The sequence below is a fragment of the Bacillus sp. 3255 genome, from assembly GCF_031456485.1.
Classification (GTDB): Bacteria; Bacillota; Bacilli; order Paenibacillales; family NBRC-103111; genus Paenibacillus_E.
The window spans coordinates 182,401-198,063 of record NZ_JAVDUS010000007.1; the positions used below are offsets into that span (position 1 = coordinate 182,401).

A 15,663-nucleotide genomic window follows, 5' to 3' on the forward strand; every position below is an offset into this window, starting at 1 on the left:
CAATGATTCAGGGGTGGTCATGCACATGAATGGCGAACATCGGAAAGCCGGGTGAGGGAAAACTTCACGTACGGTTTGATGAGGAGGGGCATCACTAATCATTATATTACTATTGATGGTGGGATCGCATGAGGGGAGGAACTGCCCTTTTTTCATTGTCATAAATCCAATGTCCTGAATACAATGTTACAGCTATTGCCTAGCCTTATGAACATAAAAGAAAGGATGACAATAGATAACCATGAAAAGAACATACAAAGTCAACGAGATCGCCAGTAAAATTGGAAAAACACGGGCAACTGTAGTGGAATGGTCCAATCAATTTCGCGAATTTCTTCCGATCATAACGGCGGGCGGAGCCCTAAAGTACTCGGAAGAAGCTATTGAAATGTTTCAATTCATTTCTAAAATGAAGGAAGCTAATAAGTCAGTAAAGCTAATTAAAGAGGACTTACAAGAAATGCGCGAGAAGGCTGTTACCACACTGAATAAGGAAAGGAAATCTTCGCCACCGGAAACAAAATCCTTGCTGCCGACAAACCCATCTGTTCCAGACTCCCCAATACCTCTTCCTGCCAACAATTCTATCTCGGAGTTAAGTAAAGAAACAATGAACCTGCGACAATTGGTACAGCACCTTAGACAAAAAACGGAAACGAATAAAACGCCCGAGAAAGTAAAGGATGCTATCGACGATCGGAATCAAAAGGTGAGTATATCATCTGTTTCAGGCGTTAGTGCTTTATCACCTGGGGAGGTTACAGAGGTATCAGAGGAAGATCTGAAAGGTGTTATACTTACGTCAGTAAAGGAGCTGCTTAGTCAACAATACGAAGCTGTTTCCAAGGATGTATGGGAGCTGCGCAAACGTTATAATGCCCATTTTGAGGAAGTGGCGGGATTGAGCAGCGTATTCCAGGTTCTCGATAGAAAGGTAGCTGAGCTGTTCCAACAGGACATAACAAGCGAGGTTATTGCAACAATTGATTTACTGAACACTCAATTGGAGGATGCCTCATTAGAAGTAAAGGGATTGCACAACACGATCCAAACCATTCAACAGAAGATAAAAGTTTCGGAGCAAGAGCTTAAGGCTGAAATACTTATCGCCACAAAGGAATTACTTGACCAACAATCTGAAAACGTTATGCAGGGTGTAAAGGAACTGCGTAATGTGATTCAGTCTCACAGTAATAAGGTGAATGAAGCGTTGGAACAGAAGCTCCGTAGTGAGATGAAAGCTGTTTCAGAATCACTGATCCAACGAAATGACGCCTTATCTGACAAAGTAACCGAGCTGCGCAGCTTAATTCAAACAGCAGACTTACAAACCAAATGCACGGACGGAATTGCTGAAGAAGTTTCTGAAATGCGTGATGCGCTCCATTTGCTCACCCAAATCGTAAATGAGGAGTTAGAACAGAAGCTCAAAAGTAATATGACTAAAAAAGAAGAAGCACTAAACAAAAAATATGACGATATCCTTTTAAAACTGACAACACAGCAACAAGTACTCGACAGAATTGCTAAATTTTTAGGCTTTCAGGTCACGAATTAATCCTCCATCAGGCATAATTAATAGTGCTTTCCAGCAACTGGAAGGCACTATTATTTGTGCTTTTGCTGTCTCAGGCTGACTCGGTCTCAAGTGCTGGTTTGGGCCGGCAATAACTTAAGTGTAGTTATTCGTCCATTCATAGGCAGGGAGGGTTGAATATACTAACTTGGATTACAGGAATGGCAAAGTAAAAAGCATGTGATTCCCGAATCGTTTCAACCATACCACGAAGGAGGTCCTCAATGAAAAAAATTCTCCAGCAGGTAGCTAAAAAGGCCGTTAAAACGAATCGGAAACAAAAGCTGCGTAAGAGAATCCGCAGGAAAAATGGGATCAAAATGAAACGAACGCGGAGAACAATAAAATTCCGCAAGCGTCTGCTGCGAAAAGTAAGGAAACGTAGGGGAAGAAGAACAACTATACGACACACACCTCCAGCGAAGCAGCCTCTACCTGCCCCTATAGACGTGCCGTTAGTTTATGAACCTGTGGATGTTCCGCAAGCTACTTTATTAGAGACGAAGCCAAGACTTACGGTCATCACGCCGATATTGAATGAGGAAAAGTTCCTTCCGCTGTTTCTAGAAAGTGTTGCTTCCTACGCGGATGAAATTCTTATCTTAGATGTAGGAAGCACTGACGCCAGTATAAGAATAATCAATGATTGGGAAAAGCGCGCGAATATTCGGCTGTTCCATATGAAGCAGACGGGGTTGCCCTACTCCGATGATTGGAACGAGTCAGTTGTAAGGAATTTCCTTGTCGACCAAGCTGTTGGAGATTGGATTATGGCGATCGATGCCGATGAGATGATGGATGACGGCTTCCGTGATGCCTTGCCTCGTCTGATGGCCCAGAAAGAATCGGATGCGATCTCATTTCCGTGGGTACAATTCTGGATGAATCCTAAAACAATAAGAATAAATGCAGCGAATGACAATCACTGGTCTGTCAATAAATACCTCATGTGGCGCAATCATATTGGTATTCGATACGACGATGCGAAAAATCACTGCAAATTGCAGCTGTTCGGACGTTACATGTGGGAAATTCCCAATAAGGCCGAGCAAATTCCAGTCTACCATTACCATTATGCTTTCGCTTCCTGGGTTAAAGCAAACGATAACCGTCGTCGGGATGTCGATCAATTCTTAGGGAAACCGACGAATCGGATCGAATATGACATTTTGACGAAGCCTTTTACCGGGAAACATCCAGCAATTATGAAAAGATATTTTGCTGAAAAGAAAGAGAAAGGAAATATGAACGGTTCGAAGCGATGAGAAAAGCTCTCTCCAGGCCATTCAAATTACATTCAATTGTAAAAAAAAAAGTGACTGAAAGTCGAAACCTTCAGTCACTTTTTTTGATTTTACCCGGAGCTATAAAGCTAACTTTATACATTCCAAGGCTCTTGATCTGGAGTAGTAAGTCTCCACGTACTGTTTACATTGTTCGGCTTTGTGCTCTAATAGACTGTTATTGTGGTATAACCGGATGATTTCTTCGGCGAATTCCTGAGGAGTGTTCTTGGGTTCAATCGATTGCCTGATATTCTGCAGTCCTTCGATCCCCGTACTAGTAGTAACTAACGGTGTCTGATGGCACATTGCTTCTATCGTTTTACCTTTCACGCCTGCTCCATAGCGAAGAGGAATAACGGCAATTTTAATGTTTCCATACAGCTCTTTAAGCTCATGGTCGGATACAAATCCTTTGACAATAATCCGATCCGATTGTAATCCTAGTACTTCCTGCGTAGGATGGGACCCGACGATGAACAATTGGATATCAGGAATGGATTGCTGCACGATAGGCAGGATATCACGGCAAAACCATAAAATACCGTCAGCGTTAGGAGTATGTTTGAAGCCGCCAACAAAGAGCAGACCGGAGCGTTCATCCCATGCCTTTATTTTCGGAACCGTTTGGTCAAAGTAATATGCCGGAAGCCATAGGGTACTTTTATTTGGAAAGTTCCCATCGATAATTCGTTTTTCCGAGTCACTGCAGGTCAGGATGGTATCTGCTTTGGTGAACAAGTCGAACTCCAGTCTTCTGATGTACTCTGACTCTTGAAGCAACCCGCGGTTTTTGTCCAGTCCGAACCGCTTCAGCTCACGGACGTAATGCAAGTCATGGCCATAGTACAGGATTTTAGCGCGGGTGTGGGCTTTGATTAGATCGATATATTTATGTGAAATATTAGGCCGGTTCAACAGGATATAATCAATGTAATCCTTGTGCTTAACGATCCAATACTCGTAATATCCGCGATCCTGTGTTCCGTAGATGATCTCGATACCGAGCTGTTCGAGTTCAGAGCCATAGGGTTCCAGTTTGGTGAAGTTGTCTGGAATAAACTTTACATTTAAGCCCATATCCACAAGCAGTTTCAGATACATAAACGTCGTTCGGCTGCCCGCATCTTGGTCGAAACTTGGAACACCGTAGTCAATGACCAAAATGGTTTTCTTATCCTTCGAGCGTTCCCTTGCCCAAAAGAGGTGTTCACCGTCGGCAAGATGATCCCGCTCGAGTACTTCCGCCCATTTTTCTCTAAATTTCTGTTGGTTAATCACCTGATATTTTTTAATTCCTGAGTTGAGGTCTGTGCCGTGGGATATTCCCTCGTAGTGCACGACAACAGATTTGGGTTGGAAAACGACCTTGTATCCGAGTTGTCTTGCTTGGAAGGCAATGTCCACATCCTCTGAGTAAGCAGGTGCGAAAAGCACGTCAAAACCGCCCATTTGATTCCATAAGTCCTTACGAATCATTAGCGATGCCCCGGAGATATAATCCACTTCCTTGACATAGTTGTACTCATGTTTGTTCGGGTTATCTAGACGACCGTAATTCCTTGCAAACCCGTTTTTAAAGACGATACCTCCGGCTTCCTGAAGTCTTCCGTCCGGATAGATCAACTTAGAGCCTACGATTCCGATAGTTGGGTCATTTTCAGGTAAAGACAGCAGATGCTCCAACCAACCGGGAGTCACTTGGGTATCGTTATTTAAAAATAATACATACTTTCCTCTGGAGATCTCTGCCCCATGATTGCAGTTATGAAGAAATCCCCTCTTCACCTTATTACGGATGACAGTGACATGTTTGACGAATTGTCTGATATGAACTGTTAAGTCGTCTGAAATATCATCCACCACGATGATCTCGTAAGGGATTCCGCGGGTGTTCTCAACGATGGACACCAAGCATGGATAGGTAAAATCCCATTTGTTATAAACAGGAATAATAATGCTGACCAATGGCTGGTCCCAGACCGGTACCAACAGCTTATTAATGTGTGGTAATCCTTTACGAATCCGACTACGTTTCAAGCGCCGGATCCGTTTGCGTTTATTAAGCTTCCCAACTTTCCCAGTTGACCGTTTTTTCCAACGGGCACGTGCGGATTTTCCACGTTTGAGCAACAGCCCCCGGCCAGCCGCTGTTTGTTTGCGTGTGCGAAGCTTACGTACGAGTGCAGACATAGCTGTCTTTCTCTTCTTTCTCCTAGCCGCTAGTTTCACCAAAACACCTCCTGGACGTAATTCATTATCACATACCTATACTATTCCCTCTGTAAAAGGTGTGAATGGGACAAACGTTTATTTCTCAAATAGCAAGGAGGGTGGAAAATTTCCCGCCCTCTACCATGCGTCCATACAAGTTGTCTTATCCGCACATATGCTGAATTGGTATAAGCAGATTGGACAATAAATGAACGGAGGAATCACATGATCATTAGATCTAAAGCTCCTTTAAGATTGGGGTTAGCCGGAGGAGGAACAGACGTCTCCCCTTATTGCGACTTATTCGGAGGATGCGTACTGAATGTGACGATTGATTTGTACGCCTATTGTACGATTGAGGCCAACGATGACGGTAAGCTTACTTTCGTCGCTTCGGATCTCAAAGAAGAGTTCCATTCGGACGCTCGTCGGGAGCTGGAGTTGGATGGTTGTCTAAGCTTGCATAAAGGCGTGTATAACCGGATTGTCAAACAGTTTATGCAAGACAAGCCGCTCTCTTTTCGGATGACCACCTATTCTGACGCTCCCGCAGGATCCGGTCTAGGTTCATCATCCACGATGGTGGTTGCCATGCTGAAAGCCTTCGTGGAATGGCTTAATCTGCCGCTCGGGGAATATGAAATTGCTCAGCTTGCCTATGAAATCGAACGTATTGATGTCGGTTGGGCCGGAGGAAGGCAGGATCAATATGCGGCCACCTTCGGCGGCTTCAACTTTATTGAGTTTCACGAGAATAATCGGGTTATTGTGAATCCGCTTCGGGTGAAAAACTGGATAATAAGTGAATTGGAAAGTTCGATGATTTTATATTACACAGGAGCATCAAGAGAATCTGCCGTGATCATTGACGAACAAGTGCGCAATACACTGGAGAAGAACCAATCGGCCCTGGAAGCGACCCATGAATTGAAAGCGGAGGCTTATGCCATAAAGGAATGTATATTAAAAGGTGAAATTAAAAAGTTTGCCGAGCACCTGGAGAAATCATGGAATGCCAAAAAAAAGATGGCCGCCTCTATAACGAACGATCGGATTGACTTCATATACAATTCGGCTATTACAGCCGGTGCCTATGCAGGCAAGGTATCCGGAGCCGGAGGAGGCGGATTTATGATGTTCATCGTGGATCCCGTCAAACGCATACAGGTCGTTCATCGACTGAATGAATTAGGGGGTAAAGTGTTTCAAGTCCATTTTACAAAGAACGGAACGCAAGGATGGAGGGCATAAATTTGAAGGCATATATGAGCAGCCATATATTACAGTCGATTGAGATTAAAAGAGCGATTGCTAAAGATAGTGCTTTATTGAGTTTAATAGAACAGGCAGCTAGAAAAATGATTGAGGTTTACCGAAAGGGAAATAAAATCATAATCGGCGGCAATGGAGGAAGTGCAGCAGATGCTCAGCATATTGCTGGCGAATTTGTCAGCCGTTTTTATTTCGATCGTCCTGGCCTGCCGTGCATCGCACTTACAACGGATACCTCCGTGCTTACTGCAATCGGAAACGATTACGGATATGAACAGTTGTTTGCACGACAAATTCAAGCTCTCGGCCAAACCGGAGACTTATTTATTGGCATTTCCACATCCGGCAACTCTCCCAATGTTTTGAGAGGTTTAGAAATGTCCCGAACTATGGGGATCACGACCATTGGTTTAACCGGTGAAACTGGAGGCAGCATGGCAGCTCTATGCGATATATGTATTCGTATCCCATCCCTAGAAACCCCCAGAATCCAAGAAGCGCATATTCTGATTGGCCATATTTTATGTGCAATAGTCGAAGAATCCATATTTGGCAAAGGATTTTAAGCATATGGAAGCAGTCATTTTAGCTGGCGGACTCGGGACTCGTTTGCGTGAGGTTATCTGGGATGTACCAAAACCGATGGCTCCCGTAGGGGGCAAACCGTTTCTTCGTTACATTATTGAACGATTGGAGATGCAAGGGGTTCGCAGTGTGGTACTCGCGGTAGGCTACAAACATGAAATCATAAGTTCCTATTTCGGCCACCGCTGCGGAGAAATAAGAATCGCATATTCGGTGGAAGAAGAACCGCTAGGAACCGGAGGGGCCCTTAAGAAGGCGATGGATCAGATCTCCGGCGAGCAGGTGCTGTTATTAAACGGAGACACGATGTTCCAAGTCGATATCCGGCAGCTGGTCCAGTATCATCAAGACCGCGCTGCCGACTTGACGCTTTCACTTAAACCAATGAAGCGGTTTGACCGGTACGGTACCGTTATCGTAAGTTCGGACTATCGGGTTTATAGCTTTCAAGAGAAACGGATGTGTGAATCCGGCTTGATTAATGGTGGTGTATACGTAGCTCGTACCGATTTATGGGATCCATTCAAGCTCTCTGGCAAATTCTCATTTGAACAATTTCTAGAAAATCCCGGAGTACAGAAGCTTAACATGTATGGCTTCCCGAGTGAAGGATATTTTATCGATATCGGTATTCCGGAAGACTATGAACGAGCAAAATCCGAGCTTGTCACCACAGGTGGAAACGCATGAGGCCGAAAGCGCTATTGCTCGATAGAGATGGTGTAATTAACATTGACAAATCGTATGTTTACAAAGTAGAGGATTTCGAGTTTAACGAGGGTATCTTCGAGAACCTTTTACGTTTTCAGCGAGCGGGGTTTTTGCTCATCATTGTGACCAATCAAGCAGGTATTGGGCGGGGATATTACACGGAGAAGGACTTTTGGGAGTTAACGGCATGGATGGTGAAGCAATTCGAGGCGCATGGTATCCGGATGGCCAAAGTATATTTTTGTCCCTATCATCCGGTACACGGCATCGGAGAATACAAACAAGACGCATTCTGTCGAAAGCCGAATCCGGGGATGATTTTACAAGCAATGCGGGAGTTCCAGCTGGATCTAGCCTCATCGGTGTTAATCGGTGATAAAGAGAGTGACATCGAAGCGGGTTTGCGGGCGGGAATCGGGACCACAATCTTGATTCGCGGCTGTGATGGAAGTTCGACTACTAAGGCTACGTTTACTGTAAGGCATATAGGAGAAGTCGCTGAGCATTTTTTTGAAAAATGCAAATAAAAACATTTTCATCATGAATACGCCATGAAAGGACCGTTACATCATCAGGCTGCCGAGTAATTCGGCAGCTTGTATTATTATTGTGCTGTCGGGTGACAAGAACATGGTTACATTAGAAATAGGTCTGATTATTACATCCAATTAACCGAATTTTTCTATAGGATTTGGTTTCATAATGGGATAATCTAAGAGGAGGCACTGACGATATTGTGGTCAGTGTCTCTTTGTACTCAACCTAAAGGAGTTGGCACCGTGCTTACTGACCGATTTCGCCCGATATCCTTCAAGGATATGAAGATTAAGCATAAGCTAATCGTCGTCATGATGCTCTTAATTATCTTATTTTGCAGCTTATTGGCAATGATCCAAATAAGGGGAACATCCAAGGGGAATGTTGGATTTTATGTACAAGACTGGAAGTGCTTGCCTGACGGCAGCTCTTTTTTGTTTATATATAGGGAATTTTACGTTGCTTCGTGTCCACAATGTCAAAAAGTATCGTCGCTACTTTTAAATTTTATATACCAATATTGATATAAGTGGTTGCGGGGCGGAGTTATTTTGACTATAGTCCAAGATAGGAAGATGGATAACGAAGCAAGGAGTGCGTGAAATGAAATCAGCCAGAATGTTGTACGCAAATTTAAGTTTGAGAGTACGATTAACTGCATCTTACATCGCACTGATCGTCGTTTCAATGACTGTTTTGGGCGTAGGTTATTATGTGAAGAGTTCGGAAGTTATTTTAAAGAATGCAAGCGGAACTTATTTGGGATTAGTGAAAAGCAGCAATCAATCCTTGGATGCGAAGTTTGCGAGCGTCGAGCAGAGCGCGATCAACATGCATCTGGATGAAGATCTATTCGAATTGTTTAACACGACCGATTTGCAAAAGAAATATCTCGATTATGAAAACGATAGAAAAGTAACCAGGGTCCTGCAGAAATATTTTCCAACATCGGAAGATGTATATTCGGTCAATTTGGCAACGAAAAATTACACATTTGGAGGGAATCCTAATTTCTGGATCCCGAAAAAAGATTTCTCCGCTTCTGATATTTACCAGATTGGGATGAGCTCCATAGATCGCACTTTATGGGTTCCAACGTATAATTTACTTGAAAAATTTTACGCCTCCTCTGCGGTATCCAGCACGAAGGACCAGTATGTATTTACAGCCACCAGGCTGATTAACTTATCGCATGTCTCTAATAACTTGCTGCGGTCTATGGATAAAGCTGCAGAAAGGCCGATTCTTCTCGTTAATTTTCAGGAATCCATGATTAGCAGAGCTTTTAAGGAAAGTCTCGTTGTGAAGGATTCTTATTACTACGTCATGACCAAAAACCAAGAGGTCGTTTCAACGTCTAATCGTGCCGATTCTGGGCTTGTTAGCCAGGCATGGATCAACAGTGCCATCGCGAGAAAGAGCGGTACCGAATTTATACAAGTCGATGGGAAAAAGATGGTCGTCTGTTTTGATGTGATTGCGACAACAGGCTGGTTGTCTGCTGTATTTATCCCGTATGACAATCTATTAAAAACGATGCCCAATATGTTCAGTTATACGCTTTACTCCACCCTATTGGTTATCGGCTTATCTATTTTCCTAGCCTCATTCTTTTCAAGCCGAATTACCATGCCGCTTAAGAAGCTGATGTGGGGAATTAAACAGATTGGGGAAGGGAATTTCAATACGAGGATTGAAACTTACGGCACTAGCGAAGTCAATCTCATCATCCATAAATTTAATCAAATGAATGATAAGATCCAGGTATTGATCGAGGAGAATTATGAGACTCATCTAAAGGAGATGGAGGCTGAGTTGAAGGCTCTTAATTTCCAATTCAATCCGCATTTTCTTTATAATACGCTCAACATTATCAATTATTTAGCGATCGAAAATAAGCAGACAGTGATCAGCAATATGCTGGTGGAGCTATCAGAGATGCTGGAATATACGGCTAAAAAGTCAGGTGAAGTGGCTTTCAGCGAAGATGTGAAATATTTGCAAAACTACGATTATATTATGAGGCAGCGGTTTGAAGATAAATTTCAAATCGATTATCAGATCGATCCGGACTTATACCGTTACACGGTGCCCAAATTTTTCTTGCAGCCCTTCATGGAGAATGCACTGATCCATGCTTTGGAGGATAAGGAAACAGGCGGGTGGATCCGGGTAAGCGGGCGGATTGAAGATACAACCAGAGTGTTTACCATTGAAGACAACGGGAAAGGCATGGATCCGGATACGCTTATGAACGTGCTGGCGACCCTGGACGATCCCGTCAGCATGAGCAAATCGATCGGTATTGCTAATGTGAACAAGCGGGTTAAGCTCATCTATGGCACTCAGTACGGTGTAAGAATCGAATCTCAAGGTAATAAAGGTACTAGAATAACCATTACTTTACCTCTACCAATTACCTCATAATGATAGGAAAATAGACCTTCCACCGTTACGACGGTGGATTTTTTCAAAATGAAAATTATTAATGTAAGGGTTTTCGGTACAAAAGTCCACCTTTTTACGTTTTTTAGAGTAGGATCGAATGAATGATCACGATATGATGAAAGCGTAAACAAGATTACGTTCATGGAGGGGTTTAAATGAAAGAAGGAAAAAAAGGGCTGCTAACCGTCACTGGTTTACTCACTGTCTCCCTGCTTGCGGGATGTTCCGCAGATGGACCGACGAACGCAAGCGAGACTGCCGGGAACAATGGCCAGGGTGCCCAAAAGGAAGTGGAAATTTCCTACTGGAGACCGCAGGCGAGCGGACCGGAAGACGATTTCTACGTGAGACGAGTGGATGAGTTCAATAAGGCATACCAAGGGAAAATCAAGCTGACAATGGAGCCGATTACAAGAGGCAACTCATTTGCCTATGAAGATAAAATTAATGCGGCTGTAGCTTCTCATACACTTCCGGACGTGCTTTCCATGGACGGTCCGAATGTCGCGAACTATGCAGCGTCTCAGATCGTCATCCCTCTGGATGACTATTATACCAAGGACGATCTGAACGACTTCGTTCCGTCCATCATTCAGCAGGGGACCTATAAAGATAAATTTTATGCCGCTGGCCTAGCCGAATCTTCTGTTGTTTTGTTCTACAACAAGAAGATTATGAAGCAGTACGGCATTGAACCTCCCACGAATATCAAGGATGCCTGGACTTGGGATCAGTGGTACGACGTGATGAAGAAGACAGCGCAGAACGATGTATTCGGCACGAACATGATTAATGACAAAGGCGAATGGATGACGTACGCTTTCGAGCAAATGTGGATTTCAGCAGGAACGGACATTGTGAATAAAGAAGGCACAACAGCGGTGGGATGGGTGAACAGCGATAAGGGACTCGCAGCTGCTAACTTCCTGCAAAAGCTGGCCAAAGAAAAATTGTTTAACATCGATCCGAAGCCTACCGAGTTCGAAGAAGGCAAGGCAGCGACCAAGTTGGGCGGACCGTGGAACATTCCAGGCTTCAAGAATTATCCGAATTTGGAATGGGGGATTACCTATTTCCCTCGGAAAGCTGACGGCATCGTAACTTCTCCATCAGGCAGTTGGGCTATCGGCGTATCTACCGACAGCAAGCATCCGAAGGAAGCGGCGGAAGTGGTGAAGTGGATGACGAATAAAGACAGCTCCGCGCAGCTGGCCAAGGCTATCAGCATGCCGGCCAGCAGGAAATCGGCTTATGACAGTCTGCCGGAATATAACGATCTTCCTCTGCGGATCATTAAGGAGCAGGTGACGACGGTATCCCATGCAAGACCTGTAACGCCGGCCTATCCAGTGCTGACGCAAAAGTTCGCTGAAGCGTTAACAGACATTATGATGGGAGCCGATGTGAAGAAATCGTTGGATAACGTAGCTTCTTCTTATGATGAAGAATATAAGCGGAACTTTAACAACTAATCCTAGGCAGGATAACGCGGAAAGCGGCATCAGGACATGGGCATCAGGATATGCTCGATTATTATCCTGTTGCCGTTCCACGCGGTCATTTGAAAGGTATTGGAAGTTCTTGGATTTACCGGAAAGGAGTGATGAGTGATCCATGCAGAACATTCGTACACAAATTCATACAAGCACAAAGTCTAAAGTGACATCCATCGGTCTTCAGAAGCGAAGAGAGTCTATCACGGGGGTAACCTTTATTCTGCCTGCCGTGGTTCTGCTGATTGCGTTCCTGCTGCTGCCTTTTTTGCTGGCGGTGGTGTTCGGATTCACCAAATTCAACTTATTGCGGCCAGATCAGATTAAATTTAGCGGTTTGGATAATTACATGATCCTTTTTAAGGATAAGCTCTTTTATAAATCGTTGTATAACACGATGTATTTCACGGTCGTCGTCGTTCCTATCCAATCAGCGGTAGCGCTGCTGCTGGCCTTGTTAGTCAACAATCAACTTAAGCTGCGAAATGTATTTCGAATTGCTTACTTCAGCCCGGTTATTACCTCCATGACGGTCATCGCTATTTTGTGGATTTCCCTGTATAACCCGAATGAGGGATTGATCAATTCCACCTTGCATCTGTTCGGCATACCGAAGCAGCCCTTCTTGCGAAGCGCGGATCAGGCGATGAATGCCATCATTTTCATGTCTGTATGGCAAGCTGCGGGATATCAGATGATGATTTTTCTTGCGGGCCTTCAGAGTATTCCGAAAGATTTGTATGAAGCCTCCGCCATGGATGGCGCGAATAAGTTCCAACAGCTCAAATTCATTACGATTCCAAGCTTGTACAATGTCATTGTATTCGTTCTGACGATTACGACGATTCAAGCGGTGAAGCTGTTCACGCAACCTTATGTGATGACGAACGGCGGACCGGAGAATTCGACCAGAACGCTTGCGCTGCTCATTTACCAGCAAGGGTTCCAATTCAGGAATGCAGGTTATGCATCAGCCGTATCCGTGATTTTCTTCCTGATTGTAGTCGTGATTTCTTTTTCTATGAAGAAATTTTTGAAAGACAGATGATATTCGGAAGGAGATGAGCTCATGGCTGATCGCAAAATTAAAATTTTCATCTACGCAGCTAATAGTATCGTGTCGCTGCTCTTTATTATTCCCCTGCTCTGGATGGTCGTTTCATCACTCAAACCGGAAAATCAAATTTTCGCGGATCTAGGCTCGATCAAGTCTTTACTTCCTACGAATATAACATTTGATAACTATATAAAAGCTTTCAACCGGATTCCTATGATGAAATATTTATTTAACAGTTTGTTCTATGTCACGGTTATCGGCATAAGCGGCTTAGGGGTAAATTCGCTCTGCGGATATGCGCTGGCCAAGCTCAATTTTAAAGGGAAAAGCGTTGTTCTTACTGCCATTATTGCGCTGATGATCGTCCCGTTTGAAAGTATTGTGATGCCGCTCTACTTCGTTGTCAACGGCTTGAGCTGGGTGAACACCTGGATGGCGCTCATCGTTCCGTTCATTGCGAACTGCTTTAGCATTTTCATGTTTCGCCAGTTTTTTATGGATATCCCGAACGAACTGCTGGAATCGGCGGCGATGGATGGCTCCTCGCCTTTGAAGACGTTTCTGAAAATTGTCGTTCCGCTCTCGGGACCCGTCTTTACTACGGTTTTCATTCTGGACTTTATTTCCCATTGGGGGGATTTTATGTGGCCTATTCTCGTGACCACAGGCGAATCCTTGAGGAACATACAGCTCGGCATCCAAACGTTCTTTACACTCCCGCCTATTTTCTACGGACAAATCATGGCGACGCTTACGTTCACCACCTTGCCCATTGTCCTCATTTTTTTGCTTCTCCAAAAGTACTATGTACAGGGGATCACCAGCACCGGAATTAAAGGATAACTTGCCGCGTTGATGTAAGAGTATCGTTTCGCAAGTTACGACCAGCCTTTTCCCACCCCCTAAATGAGAGAGCTCTATTGAGTTAACAAGAAACGCGCTTGGGCGTTGATGTGATGCCGCCGAAGCCGGGTAACGGCATAATTTAGAAAGAATTGAGGGAAGCATATGTCTACAGATTTATATAGACCGAGGTTTCATTTTACTCCGCAGCACAACTGGATGAACGATCCGAACGGTCTTGTTTATTTTGAGGGAGAGTACCACTTGTTCTACCAGTATCATCCCCACGGAATGACATGGGGACCCATGCATTGGGGGCATGCCGTTAGCAAGGACTTAGTTTCTTGGGAGCATCTGCCGATCGCTTTGGAACCGGATGAGCATGGTCAAATATTTTCCGGAAGCGCGGTGGTGGATTGGCACGATACGACAGGGTTCTTCGGGGGAACGCCGGGGCTAGTCGCGATTTTCACCCATCATGATAAAGAGCCGGGCAGCGAGCTGGCACGGGAACGTCAAAGCTTGGCATACAGCACGGATTCCGGGAGAACCTGGAGTAAGTACAGCGGTAATCCCGTGCTTGCCGATTCGCGATTTCCGGATTTTCGCGATCCGAAGGTGTTCTGGCACAGGCCGACAAGCCGCTGGATCATGGTTCTCGCCTCCGGGCAGACGGTAAGCATCTACCATTCTCCCAACCTGAAGGATTGGAGCTTTGCCAGTCAGTTCGGAGAGGGAGAGGGGGATCATAGCGGCGTATGGGAATGTCCCGACTTATTCGAGCTGCCGGTGGATGGCGACCCATCCATAACGAAGTGGATCATGTTCGTCAGCATCGGCAATTCCCCAGAATATGCCGAAGGTTCCAGAACGCAGTATTTTGTCGGAGAATTCGACGGTACTGCCTTCAAGAACGATGCTGAGCCGGGGGCGGTGCAATGGTTGGATGCCGGCCGGGACAACTACGCTGGAGTCAGCTGGTCGGACATTCCCGGACAGGACGGACGCCGCATTTATATCGGTTGGATGAGCAACTGGAAGTACGCCAATCTGACACCGACAGAAGGATGGCGCAGCACGATGACCTTGCCTCGAACGCTCGAACTGGCTAGCAGCGGGAATCAAGTAGTGTTGATTCAAAAGCCGGTCGCCGAGCTGCAGCGGTTGAAAGAAGAAGCTTATACGTGGCAGAACATAGAGATAGAGCCGGGAACCAATCTGCTATCTGCGGTTTCCATGTCTTTTTATGAATTGGAAGCGGAATTTGAACTGCAAACGGCCTCGGAATTCGGATTCAAGATCCGCGCGTCGGAATCGTACGAAACCGTTGTGGGATACGTTCCGGCAAAACGGGAGGTCTTCGTGGATCGGTCCCGGTCCGGAAATACTGGTTTTCATGCCGATTTCCCCGGCAGACATGTGGTGCAGGTATTGCCGAGGCATGGTAGAATCAAGCTGATTGTATGGGTGGATGCTTGCTCTGTTGAGGTGTTCGCCGGTGGAGGCGCAACTGTCATTACGGATCTGGTCTTTCCGGCAGAAGGTCAGAGCGGCGTTGAAGTGTACGCGGTTCAGGGAACGGTAAAGCTCGTCTCACTTTCACTGTCACCAGTGGCGAGCAAATAGGCACAAAGGGCAGGTGGC

The 15,663-nt window shown here is 45.1% G+C and carries 12 protein-coding genes; 11 read left to right on the forward strand and 1 reads right to left on the reverse strand.

Annotated features, from left to right (window positions below; all coding sequences use genetic code 11):
* The first annotated feature begins 241 nt into the window (after nt 1–241).
* Entirely contained in the window at nt 242–1,558 is a 1,317-nt protein-coding gene (locus J2X61_RS12945) for a MerR family transcriptional regulator (RefSeq protein ID WP_274470304.1), read from the forward strand.
* A 242-nt stretch (nt 1,559–1,800) separates the two neighbouring features.
* A complete protein-coding gene (locus J2X61_RS12950; RefSeq protein ID WP_274470302.1) occupies nt 1,801–2,841 on the forward strand; it encodes a glycosyltransferase in 1,041 nt (346 codons plus the stop codon).
* 99 nt (nt 2,842–2,940) lie between these two features.
* Here the strand turns inward: J2X61_RS12950 and J2X61_RS12955 are convergent, their stop codons facing one another.
* Nucleotides 2,941–5,091, reverse strand: a complete 2,151-nt coding sequence (locus tag J2X61_RS12955) for a glycosyltransferase (protein WP_310188209.1) — start codon at nt 5,089–5,091, stop codon at nt 2,941–2,943.
* A 207-nt stretch (nt 5,092–5,298) separates the two neighbouring features.
* Here J2X61_RS12955 and J2X61_RS12960 point away from each other — a divergent pair, with 207 nt between their 5' ends.
* From J2X61_RS12960 to J2X61_RS13000, 9 genes are all read left to right on the forward strand, one after another.
* A complete protein-coding gene (locus J2X61_RS12960) occupies nt 5,299–6,324 on the forward strand; it encodes a GHMP family kinase ATP-binding protein (RefSeq protein WP_274470300.1) in 1,026 nt (341 codons plus the stop codon).
* Nucleotides 6,325–6,326: 2 nt separating this feature from the next.
* Complete coding sequence (locus J2X61_RS12965) at nt 6,327–6,911, forward strand: D-sedoheptulose-7-phosphate isomerase (RefSeq protein ID WP_310188210.1); 585 nt, start codon at nt 6,327–6,329, stop codon at nt 6,909–6,911.
* A 4-nt stretch (nt 6,912–6,915) separates the two neighbouring features.
* Nucleotides 6,916–7,620 (forward strand): nucleotidyltransferase family protein, encoded by a 705-nt coding sequence (locus J2X61_RS12970; RefSeq protein WP_310188211.1) that lies wholly within the window; start codon nt 6,916–6,918, stop codon nt 7,618–7,620.
* Nucleotides 7,617–8,168, forward strand: a complete 552-nt coding sequence (locus tag J2X61_RS12975; protein WP_274470296.1) for a D-glycero-alpha-D-manno-heptose-1,7-bisphosphate 7-phosphatase — start codon at nt 7,617–7,619, stop codon at nt 8,166–8,168. Before J2X61_RS12970 ends, J2X61_RS12975 begins: the two co-directional genes overlap by 4 nt.
* 613 nt (nt 8,169–8,781) lie before the next feature.
* Complete coding sequence (locus J2X61_RS12980; RefSeq protein ID WP_274470295.1) at nt 8,782–10,605, forward strand: cache domain-containing sensor histidine kinase; 1,824 nt, start codon at nt 8,782–8,784, stop codon at nt 10,603–10,605.
* 176 nt (nt 10,606–10,781) lie between these two features.
* Nucleotides 10,782–12,098, forward strand: coding sequence for an ABC transporter substrate-binding protein (locus tag J2X61_RS12985; protein WP_310188213.1), 1,317 nt, complete (start codon nt 10,782–10,784; stop codon nt 12,096–12,098).
* 142 nt (nt 12,099–12,240) lie between these two features.
* Complete coding sequence (locus tag J2X61_RS12990; RefSeq protein WP_310188215.1) at nt 12,241–13,167, forward strand: carbohydrate ABC transporter permease; 927 nt, start codon at nt 12,241–12,243, stop codon at nt 13,165–13,167.
* Nucleotides 13,168–13,188: 21 nt separating this feature from the next.
* Nucleotides 13,189–14,019, forward strand: coding sequence for a carbohydrate ABC transporter permease (locus J2X61_RS12995; protein ID WP_274470292.1), 831 nt, complete (start codon nt 13,189–13,191; stop codon nt 14,017–14,019).
* 165 nt (nt 14,020–14,184) lie between these two features.
* Nucleotides 14,185–15,645, forward strand: a complete 1,461-nt coding sequence (locus J2X61_RS13000; RefSeq protein WP_274470291.1) for a glycoside hydrolase family 32 protein — start codon at nt 14,185–14,187, stop codon at nt 15,643–15,645.
* The last annotated feature ends 18 nt before the right edge of the window (nt 15,646–15,663 follow it).

Bases quoted from the DNA above. Each gene is read 5' to 3' on its own strand.
- J2X61_RS12995 (WP_274470292.1), top strand. From the start codon at position 13,189: ATGGCTGATCGCAAAATTAAAATTTTCATCTACGCAGCTAATAGTATC.
- J2X61_RS12985 (WP_310188213.1), top strand. From the start codon at position 10,782: ATGAAAGAAGGAAAAAAAGGGCTGCTAACCGTCACTGGTTTACTCACT.
- J2X61_RS12980 (WP_274470295.1), top strand. From the start codon at position 8,782: ATGAAATCAGCCAGAATGTTGTACGCAAATTTAAGTTTGAGAGTACGA.
- J2X61_RS12990 (WP_310188215.1), top strand. From the start codon at position 12,241: ATGCAGAACATTCGTACACAAATTCATACAAGCACAAAGTCTAAAGTG.
- J2X61_RS12975 (WP_274470296.1), top strand. From the start codon at position 7,617: ATGAGGCCGAAAGCGCTATTGCTCGATAGAGATGGTGTAATTAACATT.
- J2X61_RS12960 (WP_274470300.1), top strand. From the start codon at position 5,299: ATGATCATTAGATCTAAAGCTCCTTTAAGATTGGGGTTAGCCGGAGGA.
- J2X61_RS12970 (WP_310188211.1), top strand. From the start codon at position 6,916: ATGGAAGCAGTCATTTTAGCTGGCGGACTCGGGACTCGTTTGCGTGAG.
- J2X61_RS12945 (WP_274470304.1), top strand. From the start codon at position 242: ATGAAAAGAACATACAAAGTCAACGAGATCGCCAGTAAAATTGGAAAA.
- J2X61_RS13000 (WP_274470291.1), top strand. From the start codon at position 14,185: ATGTCTACAGATTTATATAGACCGAGGTTTCATTTTACTCCGCAGCAC.
- J2X61_RS12950 (WP_274470302.1), top strand. From the start codon at position 1,801: ATGAAAAAAATTCTCCAGCAGGTAGCTAAAAAGGCCGTTAAAACGAAT.